Raw genomic sequence first — 20,824 nt, forward strand, 5'->3', positions numbered from 1 at the left:
GCGCACGATCGTCCAATGGCCTGTCAAACAACCCCAACGGGTGGCAGCGCCGAGCGCTCTTTGACGTATGACCAAGGTGCGTTCGGGCCCCGGGGGAGTACCTGATCAACGGCCCTGCGCATCACTCACCCCTCCAATGCGGCGGGAGGGACGGTGGCGGCGATCGTGCCGTACCCCGGTGGCCGCTGGCATGGAGGCTCCGCATGGAGGCGAAGCGGCAGGAACGCGGTCGGAAGAAGGAGATTGCCGCGCCTGCCCCGCAACAGGCTGCGAAGTCCGACAGCTATTACGACGTAATAGAGGACGACGCATCGCTCGAAGCACCGAGTGCCCACGCACAGCAGGCGGTTGAAGATCAAGTGCCTATGGCCGGGGGAGCGGTACGTGGGGTGCGCGGGTCGACGGTGAAGTGTCTGCTGCCGGTTGTTGGCGTGTGTGGGCGAAGGCGGCCATTTAGAGGAGGTCTCATTTGGCTCGGTCGGTAGTCTGCGTTCGTGGACATCGTGGAGCGTCTGGTGCCGGATGAGTTGTGGGAGTTGTTCGAGCGGGTGGTGCCGCCTGCTCCGTCGCGGCCTCAGGGCGGTGGTCGGCGGCGGTACGGGGACCGTGAGGTGCTGGCCGCGATCGTCTTCGTGGCCACGTCAGGGTGCACCTGGAGGCAGCTGCCGCCGTCGTTCGGCCCGTCGGGGCCGACCGCGCACCGTCGGTTCGGCGAGTGGAGCAGGGCCCGGGTCTGGGCCAAGCTGCACCGCCTGGTCCTGGACGAACTCGGTGCCCGCGGGGACTTGGACTGGTCGAGGTGCGCGATCGACTCGGTGAACATGCGGGCCCTGAAAGGGGGGATCTGACAGGTCCGAATCCTGTCGACCGGGGCAAGAAAGGATCGAAGATCCACCTGATCACGGAGCGGACCGGTTTACCCCTCTCCGTCGGTATCTCCGGCGCCAACCTGCACGACAGCCAGGCGCTGGAGCCGCTCGTGCGTGGAATCCCGCCGATCCGCTCCCGCCGAGGGCCACGCCGACGTAAGCCCGCCAAGTTGCACGCTGACAAGGGCTACGACTACGACCACCTGCGCCGATGGCTGTGCAAGCGCGGCATCACCCACCGCATCGCGCGCAAGGGCATCGAATCCTCCACACGGTTGGGCCGCCACCAATGGACGATAGAGCGCACCATGGCCTGGCTCGCCGGCTGCCGTCGGCTCCACCGCCGCTACGAGCGCAAGGCCGAACACTTCCTGGCCTTCACTGCCATCGCCTGCACCCTCATTTGCTACCGCCGACTCACCAAATGAGACGACTTCTTATTCGGACGTCGCAGTCCACCTCCGAAAGATCGGCGTCCCGCCGCAACGAGGCAGGACCTCCGCGATCCGCCAGCTCGGCCTCCACGTCCCGGTACCCGCCATCGCGAAGGCACTCGGTTACCACGACAAGACCGCCCCCCCTGGTCACCGAAGCCGGAGGAACCTGGAGCCGATATGCACCCGGCGACCACACACGCTGACAGGGGCGACGTGGCTGCTCTGATGGGCCAAGCGCCCGCGACCGGCCCGATGTCAGTACCAGGTGGCAGGCTCTGCCTCCATGAACAAGCAGCAGTTCTGGCAGCTCGTTGAGGCAGCCCGCAATCAGGCGTCCGATCCGACCGACGGCGAAGCGGTCGCTCGCGAGGCGGCCTCGCTGCTGGCCTCACGGCCAGTCGAGGAGATCCTCGCAGCTGAGCAGGTGCTGTGGGACCTGATGGTTGACTCCTACACCAATCCTCTGTGGGCCGCTGCTTACATCGCCAACGGTGGGTGCTCTGACGACGGCTTCGACTACTTCCGCGGCTGGCTGATCGCTCAGGGCCGTGAAGTCTTCGAGCGCGTAGTCGCTGACCCCGATGCCCTGGCAGAACTGCCCATCGTTCAAGCCTCCGCAGCCGACGGCGTCGACCTGGAGGGCGAGGACATGCTGGGCATCGCCTGGAACGCACACATCTCGGCGACCGGTGATCAGCTCCCCGCGAGCCCACCCACCATCCGCTACCGGGAGCTGGACCCCACCTGGAACTTCGATTTCGATGACCACGACGAAATGACTCGCCGACTGCCCCGCTTGGCAGCTCTCTATCTGGAGTAAGCGGAAGCTCGCAGTCACAAGACGAGGTCAAACAGCAGAGAGCGAGACTCCCGGACCTCACTGTCCGTCGCCTCCTCAGGTCGTGAACACGCCTCGGCTGACGAGCACGCGACACCTCAACATGCGCGCTTACCAGTCCCCAGGCCGTACCAGATTCCGACGATCCGGAGGAGATTGTGCGCAAAACCGTACTCAGCATCTTCGTGGCACTGGCAGCGGTACTCGCCGTCCCACCCAGCGCCAGCGCCAGCGCCGGCGCCGACAAGACCGACACCGTCGCCTGCTGTGGCAAGCCGCCCATCCATCCGTAGAGGCCGATCGAAGCGGGCGGCCCGTCCGGGCAACGTGCGGGGCGCGCGGACGGGCTCCAGCTCGGAATTGTTCCTGACAGCGGGACCAGCCACCGGCGGGGCCGGAGGTCGTCGCCCCGCGTCGGCCGACCCGCGTGGACCTCACCGGCCCCGGCAGCGGCACCGACCCCGAGCTGTAGCCAATATCGCTCACTGGGCGCGGTCTCGGGCGCGGTACGTAGCGCGTCGTGCTGCGAACTTCGAGGTGACGGTGGTGGGTGGTTAGTTGGGCAGTTCGGCCCAGAAGTTGGCGAGGGAGGTGAGGTTCAGGTTGTTGGAGTCGAGGAGGAGGGAGCCCTTGCCAGTGGGGCCCGAGGAGGTGCCGGGGAGGATGTGCAGACGGCCCGCTTCGGGAGCGGCGGCGATGAGTTCGGCCCGGCCGTCCCGGGTGAAGTCCCGCAGGAGGAGCGAATCCCCGAACCAGGCGTCGTTGCGCTCGTCGGGCTCGCCCTCGACACCGGCCGTGGCGTAGTCGTACAGGCGCGCGTTCTTGCCGGTGAGGCCCGACTTGCCGCCGCGCAGGACCGTGACAGCGCCCATGCGGAAGAGGCTGTCGCCGATGGCCTCGCCCGGGGCGCCGATCGCGAGATCGGAGTAGCCGTCGCCGTCGGTGTCGCCGGCCGACACGTCGCTGCCGAAGGTGTCGGAGGATTCCGGAGAGCCGGGCACTCCGGGCGTCGCCTGGGTGATCTGTCGAGGCGAGCGGCCGGGGCCGGTGGAGGTGCCGGAAAAGACGTACGCCGTGCCGCCCTTGCCCGAGCGGCGGCTGCCGAGCGCGAGGTCGCCGTAGCCGTTCCGGTCGAAGTCGGCGATGGTGGCGCTCGCTTGCGTCAGGAGGTTGGCACCGTCGGGCAGGGGCATCCTCTTGGTTCTCTTGGGGGCGTCGGGGCCGCCCTTGTAGAACCAGACGCCGTTGCCCTCCTTGCCGAGGCCGTGGGCGTCCCAGTCCCAGCCGAGTACGGCGAAATCGGCTGTTCCGTCCTTGGTGACGTTCCCGGACACCACGGTGTACGACTCGATGTGGTCGCCGTCGGTCGGGTCGAGGTTGGTCGCCTTGCCGCGCTTGCCGGACTCGGTGAACGGGCCCCGCAGATACCAGATGTTCCGTCCGTCGACTGCGACGACGTCCTGCTTGCCGTCCTGGTCGAAGTCGCCGACGGCCAGGTCGTACGCGAAGCCGCGATCGCGGTACTGCGGGTTGTGGTGAGAACTTCCCGTGGTCAGACCTGACTTCGAGCCCCACAGGACGGTGAACGTGCCGTTATAGCCGCTGTCGTTCTCACCGGGAGCCGTCGCCAGGACGTCCGCGTAACCGTCCGAGTTCAGATCCGCCGTGGTGATGGTGGTGCCGAAGTGGTCCGACGCCTCCGCGGCGCCTGGAATGCCGGGGCTGTTCTGTGAGACGACAGTGCGTCGGGCGGGGTCGAGTCCCTTGGCCGTGCCCCAAATGACGATGACGGCGCCCGCCCGCTTCTTGGCGTCGATCGTGGCGCCACGGTCACCCATGGCGAGGTCGCGCCAGCCGTCGCCGTTGAAGTCGTCGGCGTGCTTGGCAGGGGCGGCGGTGGCGGTGGGCGTGGGGAGAGCCGGAGCGGCTGTCAGGAGGGCGGTGGTCAGGACGGTCAGGGGGAGCGTGCGCTTGCGCAAGGTGAGGGACTCCGTGGCGGGGGTGGGGAGGGCCGGCGTCCTCGGCAGACACGGGCCCCGGACCGGATTCTCTGGCTGTCAAAGAGGTTGCCGGACAGGAGACTGATGAAGTGGCAGGAGGGTTGTGCGCAAGTTCCGGGAAATCTTGGGGTGGTTGCGGCCCATACAGCAGCACCTGAGGTGGCTTCCAGGGCGGCCGCCACAGCTGCGGTGAATGGTGTTGGTCCAGTCCGGATTCGCACCGTGTGCGGCCTCGCCCACCAGGCCGCCCCCTCGGGAGCGGGAGCCTTCTGCGACACATCCCTGCCCTGATCACCCTCGGCCTGCCTGCCGGTCCGAAAGCAAGCGCGTTCGACCTTGGGGATCAGTGGACATCTCCGTCGGCCAGGGCCGTTGTCAGTGGCGGCGGCTAGCCTGCGGCCATGATCGAGACGACCGGCGACGACCGCCGCTTCCCGCCCGCCCTGACCGCCGTCGCCCAGGTGGAGTTTGACTGCGACGACGGCGAGGGCGTGGACTTCGAGCCCTACGACGCCTTCGACTCCGCTGAGGAGACCACCGACTGGATCCGCAACTGGACCGGCAACCACGAACTGGACGGCGACGCCTACCGGGTCTTCGGACAGGACGGCACCGGCGGCCTCGTCGCCCTGTGGCGTGTGAGCCCGGGCCAGCCCCTCGCCGAACAGCCCGTGGTGTTCCTGGGCTCGGAGGGCGGGCGTGGCGTCGTGGCGGGAAACCTGTCCGACTTCCTGTGGCTGCTGGCCGACGGCCTCGGCCCGATGGAGGTCGTCGAGTACGAGCAGCGCGAAGCGCGACCGAACCCGGCACTGACCGAACTCGCCGAGCGCTACGCCACCACGGCGCGCCGACCCGCCCGGGACATCATCACCGAGGCACAGGCCGAGTTCCCGTCCTTCTCGGAGGACCTGGACAAGCTCTGCCGCTGACGCGGTCCCTCCAATCGGGTTTGCGCGACTTCCTATCGACGCAGCAGAACGCAACACACATGACACGCGCGTGCCAAGGCCGGACTACGGATCTGGGAGCAGCCACGTAGAAGGAAGTACGACCGTCGCAGGAGCAGGAGTGCCGACTGCAGCAAGAAGCCCTCTGGAGCCAGACTCGTTGTGCTGCTGAAGTCCACCCGGCCACCGCAGAACGTCACGTTGGTGAAGGCCATCGCGCCGCCGGAGAACACCGCGCTGCCGACGTGCACCGTTCCTCCAGAGAACGTCACACCGGTGAAATACACCTCGCCTGCCACGGCGCGCGGCGGTATGAGTGGCGGAGTCAGGCGGCCAGGCCCGTGGAACGGGTCGGGTTCTTATTCCAGGGGCTTCCAGCCGCCCTGTCCGATAGAGAGGACGAACCGCACGGTGAGGACGGTGCCGTAGACGATGCGGAGGGAGTAAAGGTGGTGGGCGCCGCTATTCGGGCTTGGGTGGCCGCTGCATCAGGGCGGCGGCGGCCTCGTCGAGGGTGGCTTTGCCGTGCAGCACGGCGGTGACCACGGTCGTGATCGGCATGTCGACGCCGTGGGCGCGGGCGAGGCCGAGGCCGAGGATCGCCTCGGCGCTCTTGACACCCTCGGTGGTCTGCCGGGTCGCGGCGGCGGCCTCGTCGACGCTCAGGCCGTGACCGAGGTGGGGTGCCGAAGGACCTGTTACGGGAGAGTGGGGAGGAGCAGGTGGCCACGAGGTCGCCCATGCCGGACAGACCGGCGAGCGAGCCCGGCTCGGCGCCCAGTGCGGTGGCCAACCGGGTGCTCTCCGCCAGGCCGCGGGTCATGATCAGGGCCGTGGCGTTGTGGCCCGGGCCCATGCCTGTCGCGATGCCGACGGCGAGTGCGATCACGTTCTTCAGGGCGCCGCCCATCTCGCAGCCGATCACGTCGGTGGAGGTGTAGGGCCGGAAGTAGGGGGTGTGACACGCGGCCTGGAATGCCTGGGCGGCATCCTCATCGGGGCAGGCGATGGTGGCGGCCGCAGGCTGTCTCGCCATGATCTCCCGGGCCAGGTTCGGCCCGGACAGCACCGCGACCCGCTCGGCAGGCACGCCGGTCACCTCGCGGATGATCTCGCTGGCCCGCAACGCACTCCCCGTCTCGATGCCCTTCATCAGCGAGACGATCACCGTCTGGGGCGGGATGTGCGGCGCCCATGCCGCCAGGCACCGGCGCAGGGACAGCGCGGGCACGGACAGCACGAGGAAGTCCGCGCCGTCCAGCGCGACGGCCGGATCGGTCGTGGCGGTGAGCGAGGCGGGCAGCTCGACGTCGGGGAAGTAACCCGGGTTGCGGTGCTGCGAGACGATCGCGTCGGCGATCTCGCTGCGACGGGCGTGCAGGACGGTGCTCGTGCCGGCGTCCGCGAGGATCGTCGCTGCGGCAGTGCCTCAGGACCCGGCGGAGAACACTGCCGCACGGGCGGGGCGGCGCTCGCTCACTGCTTCGTCCTCTCGTCCGGTACGCGGCCGCCATCTGGGTGGGCGGTGGCCGTTTGTGTGGTGCTGGGGGTCAGTGGTGGTGGCCGCCTCCGCCGTGGTGGTGGCCCCAGGAGTCGCTGTCGATGTAGCGGCCACGGTCGTTGCGGAGGGTGGCGGTGTCGGAGCGGTTGTCCCAGATGTAGTGGCGGCTGTCCTGGTAGAGGTCGGTGTCGATGTCGCGGCCGTGTCCGGTGTGGATGCGGACGGTGGTGCGGCCTTCCAGGCGGTAGTCCTCGAAGGTGTAGGTGTGGCCGTCCTCGTCCTGGAGGGTTCAGCCGTCGAGGTTGACGCTGCGGCGGGCGTTGTTGGTGATTTCCACCCACTCGCGGTTCAGGGAGCGGTGGGGGCGGTCGTCGTAGCCGGGGGAGTCGTACTGGACGTCCGAGATCTTCCCCCTCGACCGCTCAGGGCGGGCGTGGTCGGCGGCCGATGCCGGCAGGGTGACCATGGAGACCACGGCGCCGGCGGCGAGCGCGGCGGCGACGAGACTGCGAGCGGTGACAGAAGCGGAAGCGGACATGAGACCCCTCAAGGTGCGGACACCTTCCCCCGCAAGCCATTACAGGCGCCGGGGATCTGGTGTGGTGGGCGTCGGCGGCCGACTGACCGCACACACACTTTGTCAACGTCACGGATTATTCGCGGGGACAACGTGGCCTCTGTTACCTATTGCCCATATTTCCATGACTTTTGGATGTAGCGCCCACTTATGTCACATGGGTGGTCGCGTTGACGCGCCGACAGGCGGGGGAGACCTTGCAGGGGTTGGGGCACGGCGTCTCTCCGCCACGATGCACCACTCTGCGGGGGTTCAGGCCGTCACCCGAAAGTGAGTAACAACAGGCTGCTTCCGAGCACTCGATTTCTGTCTGTAGATCCCGAATGCCGAGGTCGCGCTCCCACTCGATCATGGTCGTACAGCTCACTCCGGCACGGAGCGCATGCTCCTTTCCGAGCTGATCGGATGGCAGAGCAGTTTCCTCACCCGGTAGGACCGCCGCGCCATCGGGCCGTCGACTTCGGCACAGCCCGGGCCGGCAGCATGGATCCTCGCCCACGGCGGTGGCCGGACGACGGCGTGGTCGTTTCCTCCGCCCGCGATGCCTCGTTGGAGCCCTGAACGCCGATTCACGGGAAGGGGAGGGGTTGTGCGGGGTGGGGAGCAGGTTTTTGCTGCGCTGGGGGCGCTGGATGAGGGAGGACCGGGCGGAGCTGTCGGCGTGGGAGGGCACCGTGGTGCTGTGGGCGGCCCGCCTGTCCCCGGCCGGACACGACCTTCTGCTCTACGCCAGCTCCCGCCCCCGCCCCCACAACGCCGGCGAAGTACCGGATGCGGGACGGCGGCTGGTGAAGTTGTTGCCCTCGCAGATGGCGGCGCTGCGTCTGTTCCTGGGGCTGGCCGGCCAGCTGCGGGTGCCGGTGTCGGCAGGGCCGGCGGAGCAGGCGCGTACGGCCCGCTGCGATCACGGCGCACGGCGGTGGCTGCTGTACCTGACATCGGAGCAGATGGAGTCGGTGGCGTACGGGTTCTGGCTGCACCGGATGACCGGATCAGCGATAGAAGCCAACCACTTCACCCGCGACTACGGCATCACCCACCACCCCGCTCCACGCCCGGCCTCTCCCGCCTCTGCACGGCGGACCAGCCCCTGTGAACAGCCGTAAGCGGCATCATGGCCTCCGGATCCGTCTTGGCCTCCGCCGCGCTGCGGACCGCACGGGAGAGACTGGTCCCAGGGCGCCCGTGCGCCCGCTGCCAGCCCCCGGGTAGCCAGGGGTTCCGGCGAGCCAGCACAACCCGCGGCAGTGTTCCGCAGGGCTCGGGATAGCGCTGCTGGCTTCCTTCAGATGCCCTTGAAGCCGGGGCCCAGCCCACGCCGCCGCGGGCGCCGTACGGTACGCGGCCCAGCGGCTGAAGAAGCCCGGCAGCGCCGACAACAACGCCGCCGCCAGCACCGTCAGAGCATCATCGTCGACCACCGGGGTACTCGCGCCTGCGGACGAGGCCGGCCCGGGCGGAGGGGACCCGCCCGGGACTGCGCAGGCGACAGAGGAGAAGAGCGGCATGGTGCGGATCGGGTACACGATGATGACCGAGCAGGCCGGACCGCGGGAGCTGGTCGGGCATGTGGTCGGCGCCGAGCGCGCCGGCTTCGACTTCTCCGTCACGTCCGACCACTACTTCCCCTGGCTGACGTCCCAGGGACACGCCCCGTACGCGTGGAGCGTGCTCGGCGCCGCCGCGCAGGCCACCGAACGCATTCCCCTGATGACATACGTGACGTGCCCGACGACCCGCTACCACCCGGCGGTCGTCGCCCAGAAGGCCGCAACCCTGCAACTCCTCTCCCAGGGGCGGTTTCGCCTGGGTCTCGGCTCCGGGGAGAACCTCAACGAGCATGTGGTGGGGGGTGGTTGGCCCGCCGCACACGTCCGGCTCGAGATGCTGGAGGAGGCCGTGGAGATCATCCGCTCGCTCTTCGCGGGGGAGAACGTCAACCACCACGGCGACCACTTCGACGTCGAGAATGCCAGGTTGTGGGATCTGCCCGACACGGCGCCGCCGATCGGTGTCGCCGTCTCGGGTGATCGTTCGTGCGCACTCGCCGGCCGTCTGGCCGACTTGCTGATCGCCACCGAACCCAGGCCGGAACTGACCTCCGCGTTCGATCGGCACGGCGGCGCGGGCAAGCCCAAGGTCGGCCAGCTGCCGATCTGTTATGACACCGACCGCGACGCCGCGATCGCCCGCGCCCACGACCAGTTCCGCTGGTTCGGCGGCGGCTGGACGGTCAACTCCGAACTGCCCGGACCCGTCTCCTTCGAGGGTGCCACCCAGTTCGTACGGGCCGAGGACGTCGCCGAGTCTATTCCCTGCGGCGACGACGTGGACGCGGTGGTCGAGGCCGTACGCCCTTATGCCGACGCGGGGTTCACCGAGGTGGCACTCGTCCAGATCGGCGGCGACCACCAGGAGCCGTACCTGGAATGGGCCGAGCAGAAGCTGCTGCCCGCCCTGCGTGAACTGTGAGCGGGCGATGGCCACGAAACGCGCCGCGATCTTCGATGTCGACGGAACGCTCGTCGACACCAGTCACCTGCACCTCGTGACCTGGTGGGAGGCGTTCGGACAGGCCGGTCACCGCGTTCCCCGGCGGGAGATCCACCGGGCCGTGGGCCTTCGGCAGCGGTGACCTGATCGAGCATCTGCTCGGCGAGGACCACCTTCCCGAGGACGTCGAGCAGCTCGTCGCGGCCCGCCACGCCCTCGTCTGGCGACCTCGGCGAGCGGCGCGGACGGGTCCGGTGCCCAGCGGGAGAGGTCGGGTCGCGCACGGTGCCGACGTGCGGGATGGCGCCATCGGCCGGAGGCGTCGCGGGTGACGTCGACGCCGACTTCCACCACCAGTTCGGGTTCCACCAGTGTGACGTTCAGCTTGTGCTGGCTGCCCCACGCGGCGGAGAACGACCAGCCTGTGTGGATGTGTGGGGACCGTCTACGGGGTGGCCTCGGGGATCCTGCACGGCCGCGCGGCGCACCCCGCCGAGGCCGCCGTCCTGTACGCGGACATCCTCGGCGCCGCCCGCGAGTTGCTGGTGCCGCTGGCGCACAGGGCGGCCCGCGTCCCGGAGCTGGTCGCCCTCCAACACCCCGGCGCCGCCGAGGCGAAGGAACTCGCCGGCTGGGCCGGACCCGCGCGCCGAGGCCTACTTCTTCCGCTCCGGCCCCGCCACCCGGTGGCTGGGCGTTCTGCAGGAGCACGTGCCGCACCTGCTGATGCCGGACGGGGCAGCCGGCGGACGGTGGCCGGCCGCGCCTGGCTGAACGCACCGGCCGACAAGGCCGCCCCCGGCGCCTGGCGGTCCCAGCAGATTGCCGCCTCCGGCCGGTCCGCCCTGGACGCGCTGCTGGGCCTGGCCGTACGCCACTGGGACGCCGTTGCGCCTGGCGGCGCGGTGGGCCCGCGCGGTCCCGCGCGCCGAGGGGACGGGGCAGTGGATCGGTGCGGTGGAGGGGCTGCTGACCGGAGCGGTCGAGGACGAGCACGTCGGCCACCTGGGCCTTGGTGCGGTCGCCGCGCGGGTGAGGGCCCGGATGGGGGCCGCCGGTCTCCTCGACGGCGCCGCCGAGGACGTCGCTTGCGCCGCGGACGCGGATGAGGTGGCGGGCGGGGACTGGGTGGCGGCCGAGGAGGAGATGCGCGAACGGGCAGCGCTGCAGGTCGCGTCCCGGCTGCCCGACCACGACGTCGCGATGCTGGTGCGGGAGCTGGCGTGCACCGCCTACCCGGTCGGCCGCCGCGGCCCGGCACACCGCAACGTCGGCGCCGTCCGTGCGGTCCTGGCCAAACTGCTCGCCCACGACGTCGAGCTGACTCCCGACCAGGCCCGGCCGGCCGTCTTCCACGCCGACCTGGACCAGGTGCGCGTCGGTGACAGCGCGGCGCTCGGCGGGGGCCGCGGCTGGCGCGCGCCGTGCTGGACGTGGCCGCGGCGGACGCGGACGCCGGCCTGGCCCAGCGCACCCGCCACTTCCGGCGGGTGGCGTCCTGGACGGGCCCGAGTGGTGGCAGGAGGCGATCGCACTCGTCGCAGGCCCTGGCCGCCGATGCCGCCCTCCTCGGCGAACCCGCCGCCTGATGGGCCGAGTTGGCGGTCGGCACCGGCGAGGGAGTTGCCGCCATCTCCCGCTTGCCGGAGGCGATCGCTGCCCGCACCCCGCGCTCCGGCGTCGACGGCCCGCTCCCGCCGACCGCGCAGGCGCGGGTGGAGGCGGCTGCGGGCCTGTGGTGGGCCGCGCTCGGCGCCCCGGCCCGCCGGCGGGAGCGCTCGCCGGCGCGGGCACCTTCGCGGACGCGGCCATAGGGGAGATGGAGTGGCTCGAGCTGATGCGGGCGAGCGCCGAGCACTCCCCGGCCCTGACCGACGCCGATCTCCTCGCCGAACGCGCTGCCGCCCACCCCGACCGTGCCGACGCCCTGCTCCTGGCTCCGCGGCACTGGTCACCCAGGCACCCGGGACATGGCGGGAGGCGGCCGTACGACGCAACGCCCGCGCCCTGCTGGACGCCGCATCGGCTCTGCCCAGGACGAACGCCCCTGCGGGGTGCAGGAGCTCAGGACGGCGCTGGTCAACGCCGGCGACGTCGACGCCGCCGCCCGCAGGTGAGCCACCCGGCCCCGCGCCCGGCGCTTCACTGCACCGCCGGCCGCAGCCGTTCACGAGTCCGAAGGAAGCCACCATGCTGGGAATCCGCGTCCAAATCAAAGGGCCCGCCCGACGTTGCGCAGGATGGTCCAACTCGCGGTCAGCACCGCCAGCTTGAAAAGGGAACATAGTCAGGATTGTCGACGACGCGGCTGGTGGGCATTCCCCAGGACCACCATACGGCGCGCCTGATCCGGGACGGCGGCATGTCGTGCAGGAATATAACTTCGCGTTCGTTGCGGAAGAGATATCCGTAGCCCAAGGCCCGGTTTACGTCGATTCCTGTTCCGGGCCGGTCTACTTCGTACACCCAGGTGCTGCCTCGCGCGGTCTGGGGGAACATGGCCGCCTGGTTCTCCTTTTTGGAATACCCGACCCAAGGAGAACGCGTATTACGCAACCCGTACGACTTGAGGTCTACGTTCGCGCAGATGCAGGGAACGTGGAATCCCTCCGCGAAGACGGCTGGAGGTTTCCTGCCGTCACCCCGGAAGACCCGAGTGGGTGCGACGACGGATCTGGCCGGTACGACGAGGTGGGTGCCTGCGGCAGTGGGGAGGGACATGCTTGTGCGCGGTGCGTACACCTGGGGTGCTCCTGGACTCGCGCCGTGCCGGGCTGGCACAGCTGAGGAGCCGAGGAGGCAGGTCGGGCGGCGGTCGATGCGGTGTACGACTGTGCTGTTGACGGGTACGTAGCTGGTCGGGGACGCCAGGCGAGTGGTTCGTCGGCGGTTCGCTCCGAACTCCGGAAACGGTGGAGGGCGGGGCCTTCAGGGGAGGCGCGAGGATGACTGACGGACTCTCCGGCGAGGAGCACGCCGGACTCTCGGACAAGGAACGCAACTTCTTCGCGGCGCTGACTGAACTGCGCCGTCTGGCCGGAAATCCAAGGGCTGCGAGCCTGATACAGCTGAGCCTTTCTCCGACGGGCGGCACACTCCTCAACAAGGCTTCTTTGAGCGACTGGTTCGGCAGTAAAACCGTGCCGGGCGACTCGGAATCGTTCCGCTGGCTGATCGACTACTTACTTGAACGAGCTGCAAAGAAAAACGTGAAAGGCCTCAAGGGGCGCAGGCACTTCGAGTTTCTGCGCGCAGAGGCGGCCGAAGCGAAATCTCTGCGAATGGGCAGCGGAAAGGCCGCTGGTAAACTCGAGATGTATCTCCGGGCGGTAAGCGAAGTCGCTTTTCAGCACCCCAACCCCGGGACCAGGAGATGGACCACACCGAGCCTCACTGACGTCTACCAACCGCAGATCGTCATCAAGGCGTCTCCTGGCGGAGCGGGGGCTACCAAGGGGTTCTCGGCGCCCGCGGACGGTTCTCCGTGGGACCCCGTCGATGTACTGCACGGCGGGAGCTGTGTCCTCGTAGCGGGGCCCGGCGGCGGAAAGTCGAGCCTACTGCGTCAGGTGTTGAGGGCCGGCCTGAAAGAGGAAGCCGGGCACGGGTCCCCGGTCCCTGTGCTGCTGCCCGCGTGGGCGTTGACCGGTTCCCGGTCGCTGTGGCATTCGGTTGCCCAGTACGTCGTTGAGGAATTGGGGCCACTTGCCGGTGCTCATGAACTCTTCGGCGGTCGGCCCAGACCCCACGCGCGATGGCTCCTGCTGGTCGACGGTCTGGATGAGATTATCGATCCAGGCCAGCGCAAGCGGGTCCTGGAAATCCTCAAGGGCCCGCTGCAAGGCACGGATCCGGTCTGTGTTGCCGTGGTGGCGAGCCGCCCTCTTCCCGAGGACGAATTCAAGGTCCTGCAGGACGGTGTGCCGCGGTTCGAACTGCAGCCGTTCGACAGGAAGAGCTTCAACGCCTTCACGCACGCGTGGTTCTCGGCCCAGGGCGCGGCCGACCCCGCAGGCAGGTCGGCGAGCCTGGCTCGCTCGGTATCCCGATCGGGGCACGCGACACTGGCCCATACCCCGCTGATGGCAGCCATGCTCTGCTATTTGTTCGAGCCGCATGATCAGGCGGAGGAGCCCGTCGGTGGACGCAGCGACCTGTATGGGCGGTTCACCGACCTACTCTGGGAGCGCCAGTTCCACTCGGGACTGCGGCAACGGATCGAAGCAGCATTGAACCCCTACGGAGATAACCTCTCCGAGCATGTGGTGGAAGAGACTCAGAAAATCGTTGAAATGCTCGCATCGAACGCTGTTTCCACCGACTCCGAGCCTCTCACCATGGAATTGGGGCAATGCCCGCCCGCAGTGCCGAAAACGGTGTGGCGCGTAGTGGTGCGGGACTCATTGCGGAGCACCGGGCTTCTTGTCGAAAGAGCTGGCAAATGGGAGTTCATTCACCACACGCTGGCTGAGTTCCTCACTGTCCGGAGTCTCGCACGCGACCCCGCCGTTCTGCGAAAGCAAGCCCTTGCCATTATCTACGCCAGCCCGCGGGTCGGCCTCGGGAGACTATTCGGTCCTCCTTTCCCCTGGCATGCTCCGGCGTCGGGCGACTCGTATGCAGGGTTCGTCCTGGACCGAGCACAGGAATCGGGGTTGGAACTCGATCGTGCCTTCCGCCGACTGACTGCGCGCGGAGGAACCAGAGCGCGTTCGTTCATCGTAAGGCAGCACATATTGGGCACTCATGTCCCGTCTCAGTTGGTGGATGCCTCCATAGAGAAACTGACGGATACAGCGTTCTGGGACGGGGCGCAGGGCGAGGACCGCATTGATGCTTTGGACGTACTCCTCACGTTGGAGGATCCCCGTGCCGAGCTGGCCCTGGCCGAGGTGGCGGCTCATCCCCACCGGCTCCACGTCTACATAGATGTTGACCCTCCCATCGACACCGGTGCCGGTCCGGTGCATGAAGGGGCGAGATCCAAGGCGATTAAAGAGATGATGGAACGAAAAGCGCTGGTGACCGCCCTTTCGAGGATCGCCCACAACCCAGATATGCCGGACAAGGCGCGGGTGTACGCGGCATGGACGATGGTGATCAAGGGATGGGACGAGGACGAACAACGCGGAATTGACGCCCTGGAAGCTCTCACCCGCAGCGGCCTAGACGCGCCAGCCCACCGTCTCGCCGTGCTGAACCTGGCGGCCCTGAGGCGCCGCAACACCGGGATCATCGGCGCAGTCACGGGGCCCCCCACCTCTCCCGACACCGTGCTGCTCGGCCGCTTCGACGCATCGGGACGCTTCCGCTGGGTCGGCCGCATCAGTCCTGTGGAGGAAGCAGCCGGAAGGGAGCTAGGTGCGCTACTCGCCCCCGCGAACACTGGTCATCCATGGGACCGGAAGTCGTTTCGATCAGGCTGGAAGAGGCAGCCTCTCCTTGGCGTCGCGCGGGTCGAGCTGGCTGTCGTCGTCGAAGTAGACTCCGCCCCCACCTACGGCCGCTGGTCCAATCCGGTTGGCCTACTACGCGTCCGCCACGATCTCACGCCCTCGGACGTTCCCTCTACGGACGAGACACCCTCCCTGATCGGCCTGGAAGGGGACCCTGCGCATCCCGCGCCATAGGGCAACCAGTCCGAAAGCGTCAGATCGCGGTACGACACACCAGAGGACCGCTTCCCACCACGTCATCTCCCGACCGATCGCGACTCAACGTGCCGCGAGGGAGAGGAGCTTTCTGTCGACCTTCTCCCGGTCCAGATTCCCGCGTCGGTGTCGTCATGGCCGCGGCGGACGAGCGCGCAACGGTGCGGATGAGCCACTTCAGGCTGAGTTCGATCTGGGACGATCGCGTCACCAACGTCTCGGCGAATGAGCGCAATTCCTGACCACTCCGCCGGCGTCGACCGTCAGACTCGGTCATCAACTCCACTGCCCCCGGGACCCGCCAGGCAGTTCCGGGGTACCGGAGGTGCGGTGGCCCCGGCCGCACACACCGTGCGGCCCCGCCGTACGTATCCCGCATCAGCCGACGGCGGTGGTCAGAGTGGGCCGCGCCGATGGCGCAGCAGCCGCTCTGGAGGGCGATGACGGCCTCCAGAGCGGTGTCGGCGAGGACCAGGCCGGTGCCGGGCCCGAGAGCCTCTGAGGCGCAGGTGGTCAGCGTTTGATGCGTCCGCGTACGGCGAGGGCCAGGAGGACGGGCGCCAAGAGCCGCGAGAGCATCTCGATGTAGGTGCCGGTGGTGGTGAGGTCCTGGCCGCTGGAGCGGAAGATGACGGAGTTTAGGGTGACGTTTCGCCGGATGACGATGCACGCCACGTGGTGCGCACCGCGATGTCCGCCACCGCATCGGGCGGCGCACCACCCGACGATGCCCGGCACTCTCGCGCGCGCCCGGTGCGCCGCACCCGATGTCCCGCACCGCACCCCCACCGCCGACCGACCCCTTGACCGGGTGCGGCCGGTGGCGTGCGCTACCCCTTGACCAGGTCCGCCACCGAGGACATCTCCCCTTGACACGGCCCCTTTCGGCTGGCGATCAGGTCGTGGCAAGGGGGTGTGGGATAGGGGAGCCCGCCCAGCCGTGGCTCGCGCCCGGTGCCGTGCGACGATGCCGATGGAGCGCACCACGATGGGCGATGCGGTGCGTCGCGCGGCGGTGGCGCGCATCGGGTGCGCCTACACGATGGTCAGGCGCACCGGGTGCGAGTCGCCGGTGCGGGGTGGGCATCGAGAGCCTGGCCCACTCCGACGGCCTCCAACTGGCGCAGAGTGTCGGCGACGTCCTCGTGGTCCTCGGTGAGGAACTGCGCGGCGAAGTCGATGACGGCGCGGGCGACGCCTTCCGCCGTGTCCGGTCCGGCCTGCGCCCAGCTCCGCAGCGAGGTCACGAAGACGCGTCCGAGGGCCTCCAGGGCGAAGGTGTCCGCGCAGGGCTCGCCCGCCTCCGGGCCGGGCAACGCGGTGACGGGGACGACGATCCGTTCGACGACGTCGACGAGCAGCTCGGGCATCCGCGGCTCGCCGCTGGCGAACTCGCGGTCGGCTTCGACGTCGTCGGCCTGGACGGCCCGGAGGTAGCTGAACGCGCTGATGGCCGCGTCCGGGCTCATCGGGGCGAGCGGCATGTCGGTGGTGGGCATGATGGCTCCTCACGTACAGGGCGCCGCGCCGATCGCGGCGGCCTCATAAGCGATCTGGTGACCTCCTGGGTCGAGGACGGGATGCTCGCCAACCCCGAGCCGCGCAAGACCAGCGCGCACGGCAGCGATCTGCGAGTGTTCCTCCCGGAGCGACGTGAGTTGTAGACCTCTCGAAGCTCGAGAGCGTGCCCCGCTGGGGCGCATCCCGCTACGGTCGCTGATCCGCGTCGTGCTGTACCTGTGGCTGATCGACGACACGATCCCACAACAGCCGTGGGGGAGCGTTGGCCTGTGCGCGGCGGGCTAGGCCGGTGCGGTAGTCGCCGGGCAGGCCGGTCAGGGTCGGACACGCCTGGCGCCCCGGTCTCCCTGCTGTCTAAACCGGGCCGGGATCGGCCTCGCCGAACGGGCCCGTCACGTCGCACGGGCGCGGCTGTGCCGCACGGCCGGGCAGATGGCCGGGGGTCGGACACCTGGCTGACATACGGCGAGCAGAAGCACCACGTCCACCTCACCCTCGCCGCCCTCACCGCCGCCCGGACCGACGTCGACCAGACCCTCTCCCCCGAATGACCGCGTTCGTCTTACACGACCTGGGCAGCCGCCGGGAGTCCCGCGCCTGGTTCGCCACGGCCGCCCGGGCCGCTTGCCCAGGTACGCCATCCAGTCGTGGTCTACCAGGCCATTCAGTACGACCAAGACGACAACGTCCTGGCGGCCACGACCACCGTCGTCCCTTCCCGGCATCCGACTCCCGAGGGCTGGGACACCCGGATGCACGCGCGTCGAACGACAGATCACAGCCGGCGTGCTCCCATCACGACGGCGACACCGAGCAGGCGTGCCGCCGTACGGTCGCCGCCCTGACCGCGCTGCCCAGCGAGTACCGCACCGGCCTGGTCCGCCGCCGCGGCCTGGACCTGTACGAGGCGATCCCAGCTCAGCACCACTACGAGCGCGCCGTACGCGACTTGAGGGACGCCCTGGCTGCCTGACCCGTGGGCGGTCGCGGCGCTCCCTCAGGGGTGGGCCTTGCAGGAAGGGTGATCCATACCTGGTCCGGTATGGGGCAGGACAGTGAGGAAGGCGGCGGCCAGGCCGCGCAGCACGGCTAGGCTGCTGCGTCCACCCAGGGTTCCGGCTGGGGCGTCCTGGTGGCCTACGAGCCGCTGAGTGGCCGGCTGGTCGTCGAGCAGGTCTACGACCACCAGGGCAACGTCGGCCAGGGCTCCACCCCGATCCTGGAGTTCGACGCCTGGGAGCACGCCTTCTACCTGCAGTACAAGAACCAGAAGGTCGACTTCATCGACGCCATGTGGGCCGTCGTCAACTGGCAGGACGTGACCAAGCGTTACGCCGCCGCCAAGGAGCGCGGCAACAGCCTCCTGCTCAAGCCGTGACGCGGTAGCAGCGCCCCCGCAGACGTCCTGCTCGTGATCGTCTTCTCACCCTTCACGTAGCACCGTGCTGGGCTTCGGCGTCCTCGATGAGTTCGCGCAGCCGGTCGCGCTCCGGTTGGCGCTGGATGAGGCTTTCGACGTAGGCGGACATGCCGCGCCTGCCGGTGCGTGCCTTGAGGGCGGCGATGGTGCCTTCGTGGAGGGAGACGGCTTGCCGTTGCCGTACCAAGCCCTCGGAGACACAGGCGTGCGGTAGTGCGGCCGGGGCTTTTGGGCGATATACAGTTATTTGGCCGTCCCAGCTTACCGTCAGGCCTGATTCTTTGGAGTCCTTCCGATGACGTCGATGAGCCGCCTGACATGAGGCCCCACCCGACGCGGGGGCGGATCACGGCGCTGGACGCCTACGACATCCGGTTTCCCACGTCTCGTCGGTTTGAAGGGTCGGACGCGATGAATCCCGATCCGGACTATTCGGCGTCCTATGTGATCATCCGCACCGATGCCGGGGACGGGCTGGAGGGCCATGGGTTCTGCTTCACCATCGGCCGGGGCAATGAGGTCGAGGTGGCGGCGATCAACGCCTTGCGCCCGCATGTGGTGGGGCTGCGGCTGGGAGAGGTCCTGTCCGACCTCGGCGGGTTCTGCCGCTCGCTCGTCGGCGACAGTCAGCTGCGATGGCTGGGGCCGGAGAAGGGCGTGGTGCACATGGCCATCGGGGCCGTGGTGAACGCTGTGTGGGACCTGTACGCGAAGCGGGAGGAGAAGCCGCTGTGGAAGCTGCTGGCCGACCTCGCGCCCGAGCAGGTGGTCGCGTTGATCGACTTCCGTTACGTGGAGGACGCGCTGACCCCCGATGAGGCGCTGGGGATTCTGCGGCGGGCGCGGGCCGGGATGGGGGAGCGGGAAGCGCTGCTGCTCGCCGAGGGGTATCCGGCCTATGCCACGTCTCCTGGCTGGCTCGGCTACCCGGACAGCAAGGTCGCCGGGTTGGCCCGGGAGGCCGTGGACAGTGGGTTCACGCAGATCAAACTCAAGGTCGGCGCCGATCCGGAGGACGATGAGCGGCGGTGCCGTACCGCGCGGGGAGTGATCGGCCCCGGGGTGCGGATGGCTCTGGACGCCAATCAGCGCTGGGGGGTCGCCGAGGCGGTCGGGCGGATCCGGCGGCTGGCGGAGTTCGACCCGTACTGGATCGAGGAGCCGACCAGCCCGGACGACATTCTCGGGCTCGCGGCGATCCGCCGGGAGGTGGCGCCGGTGCTGGTGGCGGCGGGCGAACATGTGCACAACCGGGTGATGTTCAAGCAACTGCTCCAGGCGGGCGCGCTCGACTTTCTGCAGTTGGACGCCTGCCGGGTCGGGGGAGTCAACGAGAACCTGGCGATCCTCCTGCTCGCGGCCAAGTTCGGGATCCCGGTGTGCCCGCACGCGGGAGGGGTGGGGCTGTGCGAACTCGTGCAGCACCTGGCGATGTTCGACTATCTGGCGGTCTCCGGCACCCTGCAGGGCCGGGTCATCGAGTACGTGGATCATCTGCACGAGCACTTCCTCGACCCGGCCGTGATCGTCCGGGGTCGGTACGCGGCCCCGACCGCCCCCGGCTTCAGCTCGGCGATGCGGCCCGAGTCGCTCGCCACGTACGCGTTCCCCGGCGGCGCCGCCTGGCAGGTCCCGTACGAGGAGTCCGCTGCTGGACCGTACGACGAGTCCTCTGCTGGACCGTACGACGAGCCCCCGGCTGAAGGGCCCTCGGCATGAACACCGGGGAGGAATTCCAGGGGTTGACCGCGATCGTCACCGGCGGGGCGTCCGGGATCGGGCTGGCCACCGCCGAGACCCTGGCCGTGAGGGGGTGCCGGGTGGCGGTGCTCGACCGGGTTCCCGGGCCCGTGCCCGCGTGGCTGCACCCGGTACAGGCCGATGTCGGGGACGCCGTATCGGTGGCCGATGCCGTGAGCCGGGTGGCGGAGCTGTTCGGAGGCCTGGATGTGGTGGTCAACAACGCCGGCATCGGCGCCCAGGGCACCGTCGAGGACAACGCGGACGACGAATGGCACCACGTGCTGGACATCAATGTGCTCGGCATCGTCCGCACCAGCCGGGCGGCACTGCCGTATCTGCGCCGGTCTCCCAGCGCGGCCGTCGTCAACACCTGCTCGGTCGCGGCGCTGGCCGGGCTGCCGCAGCGGGCGCTGTACGCGGCCAGCAAGGGCGCGGTGCTCGCGCTGACCCTGGCGATGGCCGCCGACCACATCGGCGAGGGCATCCGGGTCAACTGCGTCAACCCCGGCACCGTGGACACCCCCTGGGTGCGCCGGCTGCTCGAACACTCCGACGACCCGGAAGCCGAACGCGCCGCTCTCGTCGCCCGCCAGCCCACCGGCCGTCTGGTCACCGCCCAGCAGGTCGCGGACGCCATCGCTTATCTCGCCGGGCCGCTGGCCGGTGCCACCACCGGGACGGCACTCGTCGTGGACGGAGGGATCCAGGGCATCCGCACACGTCCGGACACCTTCCACTGACCTGACCTGACCTGACCTGACCTGACCTGACGTGACCGACCACCGACCGACCGCTGACCGACCACTGACCACTCACTCGGAGCCGAG

Annotated in this window: 16 protein-coding genes and 4 pseudogenes; 13 read left to right on the forward strand and 7 right to left on the reverse strand. The window is 69.1% G+C overall.

Annotation, left to right across the window (positions count from 1 at the left end; genetic code table 11):
- Positions 1-503: 503 nt before the first annotated feature.
- The 3 genes from STRBO_RS42995 (at position 504) to STRBO_RS45495 (ending at position 2,437) form a co-directional block, all read left to right on the forward strand.
- Positions 504-1,297, forward strand: a protein-coding gene (locus STRBO_RS42995) for an IS5 family transposase (protein ID WP_425336039.1) whose coding sequence is annotated in 2 segments (ribosomal slippage) — positions 504-836 and positions 839-1,297 — 792 coding nt in all. Because the reading frame shifts where the segments join, the coding sequence is not laid out codon by codon here.
- Between the two features lie 292 nt (positions 1,298-1,589).
- On the forward strand, positions 1,590-2,126 hold the full coding sequence (locus STRBO_RS0123810; RefSeq protein ID WP_005476605.1) for a DUF4240 domain-containing protein: 537 nt from the start codon (positions 1,590-1,592) through the stop codon (positions 2,124-2,126).
- Positions 2,127-2,302: 176 nt separating this feature from the next.
- Positions 2,303-2,437: a hypothetical protein gene (locus STRBO_RS45495; RefSeq protein WP_020114894.1), complete on the forward strand. Its 135-nt coding sequence runs from the start codon at positions 2,303-2,305 to the stop codon at positions 2,435-2,437.
- 261 nt (positions 2,438-2,698) lie between these two features.
- On the opposite strand, the gene STRBO_RS0123820 is transcribed toward STRBO_RS45495, so the two are convergent.
- The gene (locus STRBO_RS0123820; RefSeq protein WP_005476606.1) at positions 2,699-4,123 is read right to left on the reverse strand and encodes an FG-GAP-like repeat-containing protein; all 1,425 of its coding nucleotides are present in this window, start codon (positions 4,121-4,123) and stop codon (positions 2,699-2,701) included.
- A gap of 422 nt (positions 4,124-4,545) precedes the next feature.
- Here STRBO_RS0123820 and STRBO_RS0123825 point away from each other — a divergent pair, with 422 nt between their 5' ends.
- Positions 4,546-5,073 carry a hypothetical protein gene (locus tag STRBO_RS0123825; protein ID WP_005476607.1) on the forward strand — a complete coding sequence of 176 codons (528 nt, stop codon included), beginning with the start codon at positions 4,546-4,548 and terminating at the stop codon, positions 5,071-5,073.
- A 480-nt stretch (positions 5,074-5,553) separates the two neighbouring features.
- On the opposite strand, the pseudogene STRBO_RS40425 reads toward STRBO_RS0123825, so the two are convergent.
- Together STRBO_RS40425 and STRBO_RS40430 are read right to left on the reverse strand one after the other, a co-directional pair.
- A pseudogene (locus STRBO_RS40425) lies at positions 5,554-6,502 on the reverse strand (NAD(P)H-dependent glycerol-3-phosphate dehydrogenase).
- 139 nt (positions 6,503-6,641) lie between these two features.
- Positions 6,642-7,130: pseudogene (locus STRBO_RS40430) on the reverse strand (lamin tail domain-containing protein).
- A 671-nt stretch (positions 7,131-7,801) separates the two neighbouring features.
- Here STRBO_RS40430 and STRBO_RS0123850 point away from each other — a divergent pair.
- From STRBO_RS0123850 to STRBO_RS44180, 4 genes and pseudogenes are all read left to right on the forward strand, one after another.
- Complete coding sequence (locus STRBO_RS0123850) at positions 7,802-8,275, forward strand: DUF6417 family protein (RefSeq protein ID WP_005476612.1); 474 nt, start codon at positions 7,802-7,804, stop codon at positions 8,273-8,275.
- Positions 8,276-8,675: 400 nt separating this feature from the next.
- On the forward strand, positions 8,676-9,641 hold the full coding sequence (locus STRBO_RS0123855; RefSeq protein WP_005476614.1) for an LLM class F420-dependent oxidoreductase: 966 nt from the start codon (positions 8,676-8,678) through the stop codon (positions 9,639-9,641).
- Between the two features lie 7 nt (positions 9,642-9,648).
- Positions 9,649-9,880: pseudogene (locus STRBO_RS41985) on the forward strand (HAD family hydrolase); the annotation flags it as partial.
- 1,206 nt (positions 9,881-11,086) lie between these two features.
- Positions 11,087-11,251 (forward strand): hypothetical protein, encoded by a 165-nt coding sequence (locus tag STRBO_RS44180; RefSeq protein ID WP_005476621.1) that lies wholly within the window; start codon positions 11,087-11,089, stop codon positions 11,249-11,251.
- Between the two features lie 667 nt (positions 11,252-11,918).
- Here the strand turns inward: STRBO_RS44180 and STRBO_RS46015 are convergent.
- Positions 11,919-12,383 carry a scabin-related ADP-ribosyltransferase gene (locus STRBO_RS46015; RefSeq protein ID WP_425336040.1) on the reverse strand — a complete coding sequence of 155 codons (465 nt, stop codon included), beginning with the start codon at positions 12,381-12,383 and terminating at the stop codon, positions 11,919-11,921.
- A gap of 224 nt (positions 12,384-12,607) precedes the next feature.
- On the opposite strand from STRBO_RS46015, the gene STRBO_RS0123870 reads away from it, so the two are divergent.
- The gene (locus STRBO_RS0123870) at positions 12,608-15,292 is read left to right on the forward strand and encodes an NACHT domain-containing protein (RefSeq protein WP_158690950.1); all 2,685 of its coding nucleotides are present in this window, start codon (positions 12,608-12,610) and stop codon (positions 15,290-15,292) included.
- A 1,067-nt stretch (positions 15,293-16,359) separates the two neighbouring features.
- Here STRBO_RS0123870 and STRBO_RS0123880 read toward each other — a convergent pair.
- A complete protein-coding gene (locus tag STRBO_RS0123880; protein ID WP_005476637.1) occupies positions 16,360-16,812 on the reverse strand; it encodes a hypothetical protein in 453 nt (150 codons plus the stop codon).
- 435 nt (positions 16,813-17,247) lie between these two features.
- Between STRBO_RS0123880 and STRBO_RS43840 the strand changes: the two genes are divergently transcribed.
- Entirely contained in the window at positions 17,248-17,385 is a 138-nt protein-coding gene (locus tag STRBO_RS43840; protein ID WP_005476639.1) for a hypothetical protein, read from the forward strand.
- A 224-nt stretch (positions 17,386-17,609) separates the two neighbouring features.
- Here STRBO_RS43840 and STRBO_RS43505 read toward each other — a convergent pair whose 3' ends face one another.
- Positions 17,610-17,759, reverse strand: coding sequence for a hypothetical protein (locus STRBO_RS43505; protein ID WP_158690951.1), 150 nt, complete (start codon positions 17,757-17,759; stop codon positions 17,610-17,612).
- Between the two features lie 168 nt (positions 17,760-17,927).
- On the opposite strand from STRBO_RS43505, the pseudogene STRBO_RS40440 reads away from it, so the two are divergent.
- Positions 17,928-18,212: pseudogene (locus STRBO_RS40440) on the forward strand (Fe-Mn family superoxide dismutase); the annotation flags it as partial.
- A 52-nt stretch (positions 18,213-18,264) separates the two neighbouring features.
- Here STRBO_RS40440 and STRBO_RS43845 read toward each other — a convergent pair.
- Positions 18,265-18,441, reverse strand: coding sequence for a hypothetical protein (locus tag STRBO_RS43845; RefSeq protein ID WP_005476642.1), 177 nt, complete (start codon positions 18,439-18,441; stop codon positions 18,265-18,267).
- A 131-nt stretch (positions 18,442-18,572) separates the two neighbouring features.
- On the opposite strand from STRBO_RS43845, the gene STRBO_RS0123905 reads away from it, so the two are divergent.
- On the forward strand, positions 18,573-19,973 hold the full coding sequence (locus STRBO_RS0123905) for an enolase C-terminal domain-like protein (protein WP_005476643.1): 1,401 nt from the start codon (positions 18,573-18,575) through the stop codon (positions 19,971-19,973).
- Positions 19,970-20,737, forward strand: a complete 768-nt coding sequence (locus STRBO_RS0123910; RefSeq protein ID WP_005476645.1) for an SDR family NAD(P)-dependent oxidoreductase — start codon at positions 19,970-19,972, stop codon at positions 20,735-20,737. The genes STRBO_RS0123905 and STRBO_RS0123910 overlap by 4 nt, the downstream gene beginning before the upstream one ends.
- Positions 20,738-20,824 lie beyond the last annotated feature (87 nt).

It is taken from the genome of Streptomyces bottropensis ATCC 25435, from assembly GCF_000383595.1.
Taxonomy (GTDB): Bacteria; Actinomycetota; Actinomycetes; order Streptomycetales; family Streptomycetaceae; genus Streptomyces; species Streptomyces bottropensis.

Bases quoted from the DNA above. Each gene is read 5' to 3' on its own strand.
- STRBO_RS0123850 (WP_005476612.1), top strand. From the start codon at position 7,802: ATGAGGGAGGACCGGGCGGAGCTGTCGGCGTGGGAGGGCACCGTGGTG.
- STRBO_RS0123870 (WP_158690950.1), top strand. From the start codon at position 12,608: ATGACTGACGGACTCTCCGGCGAGGAGCACGCCGGACTCTCGGACAAG.
- STRBO_RS46015 (WP_425336040.1), bottom strand. From the start codon at position 12,383: ATGTCCCTCCCCACTGCCGCAGGCACCCACCTCGTCGTACCGGCCAGA.
- STRBO_RS0123855 (WP_005476614.1), top strand. From the start codon at position 8,676: ATGGTGCGGATCGGGTACACGATGATGACCGAGCAGGCCGGACCGCGG.
- STRBO_RS0123825 (WP_005476607.1), top strand. From the start codon at position 4,546: ATGATCGAGACGACCGGCGACGACCGCCGCTTCCCGCCCGCCCTGACC.
- STRBO_RS0123880 (WP_005476637.1), bottom strand. From the start codon at position 16,812: ATGCCCACCACCGACATGCCGCTCGCCCCGATGAGCCCGGACGCGGCC.
- STRBO_RS0123905 (WP_005476643.1), top strand. From the start codon at position 18,573: ATGAGGCCCCACCCGACGCGGGGGCGGATCACGGCGCTGGACGCCTAC.
- STRBO_RS0123810 (WP_005476605.1), top strand. From the start codon at position 1,590: ATGAACAAGCAGCAGTTCTGGCAGCTCGTTGAGGCAGCCCGCAATCAG.
- STRBO_RS0123910 (WP_005476645.1), top strand. From the start codon at position 19,970: ATGAACACCGGGGAGGAATTCCAGGGGTTGACCGCGATCGTCACCGGC.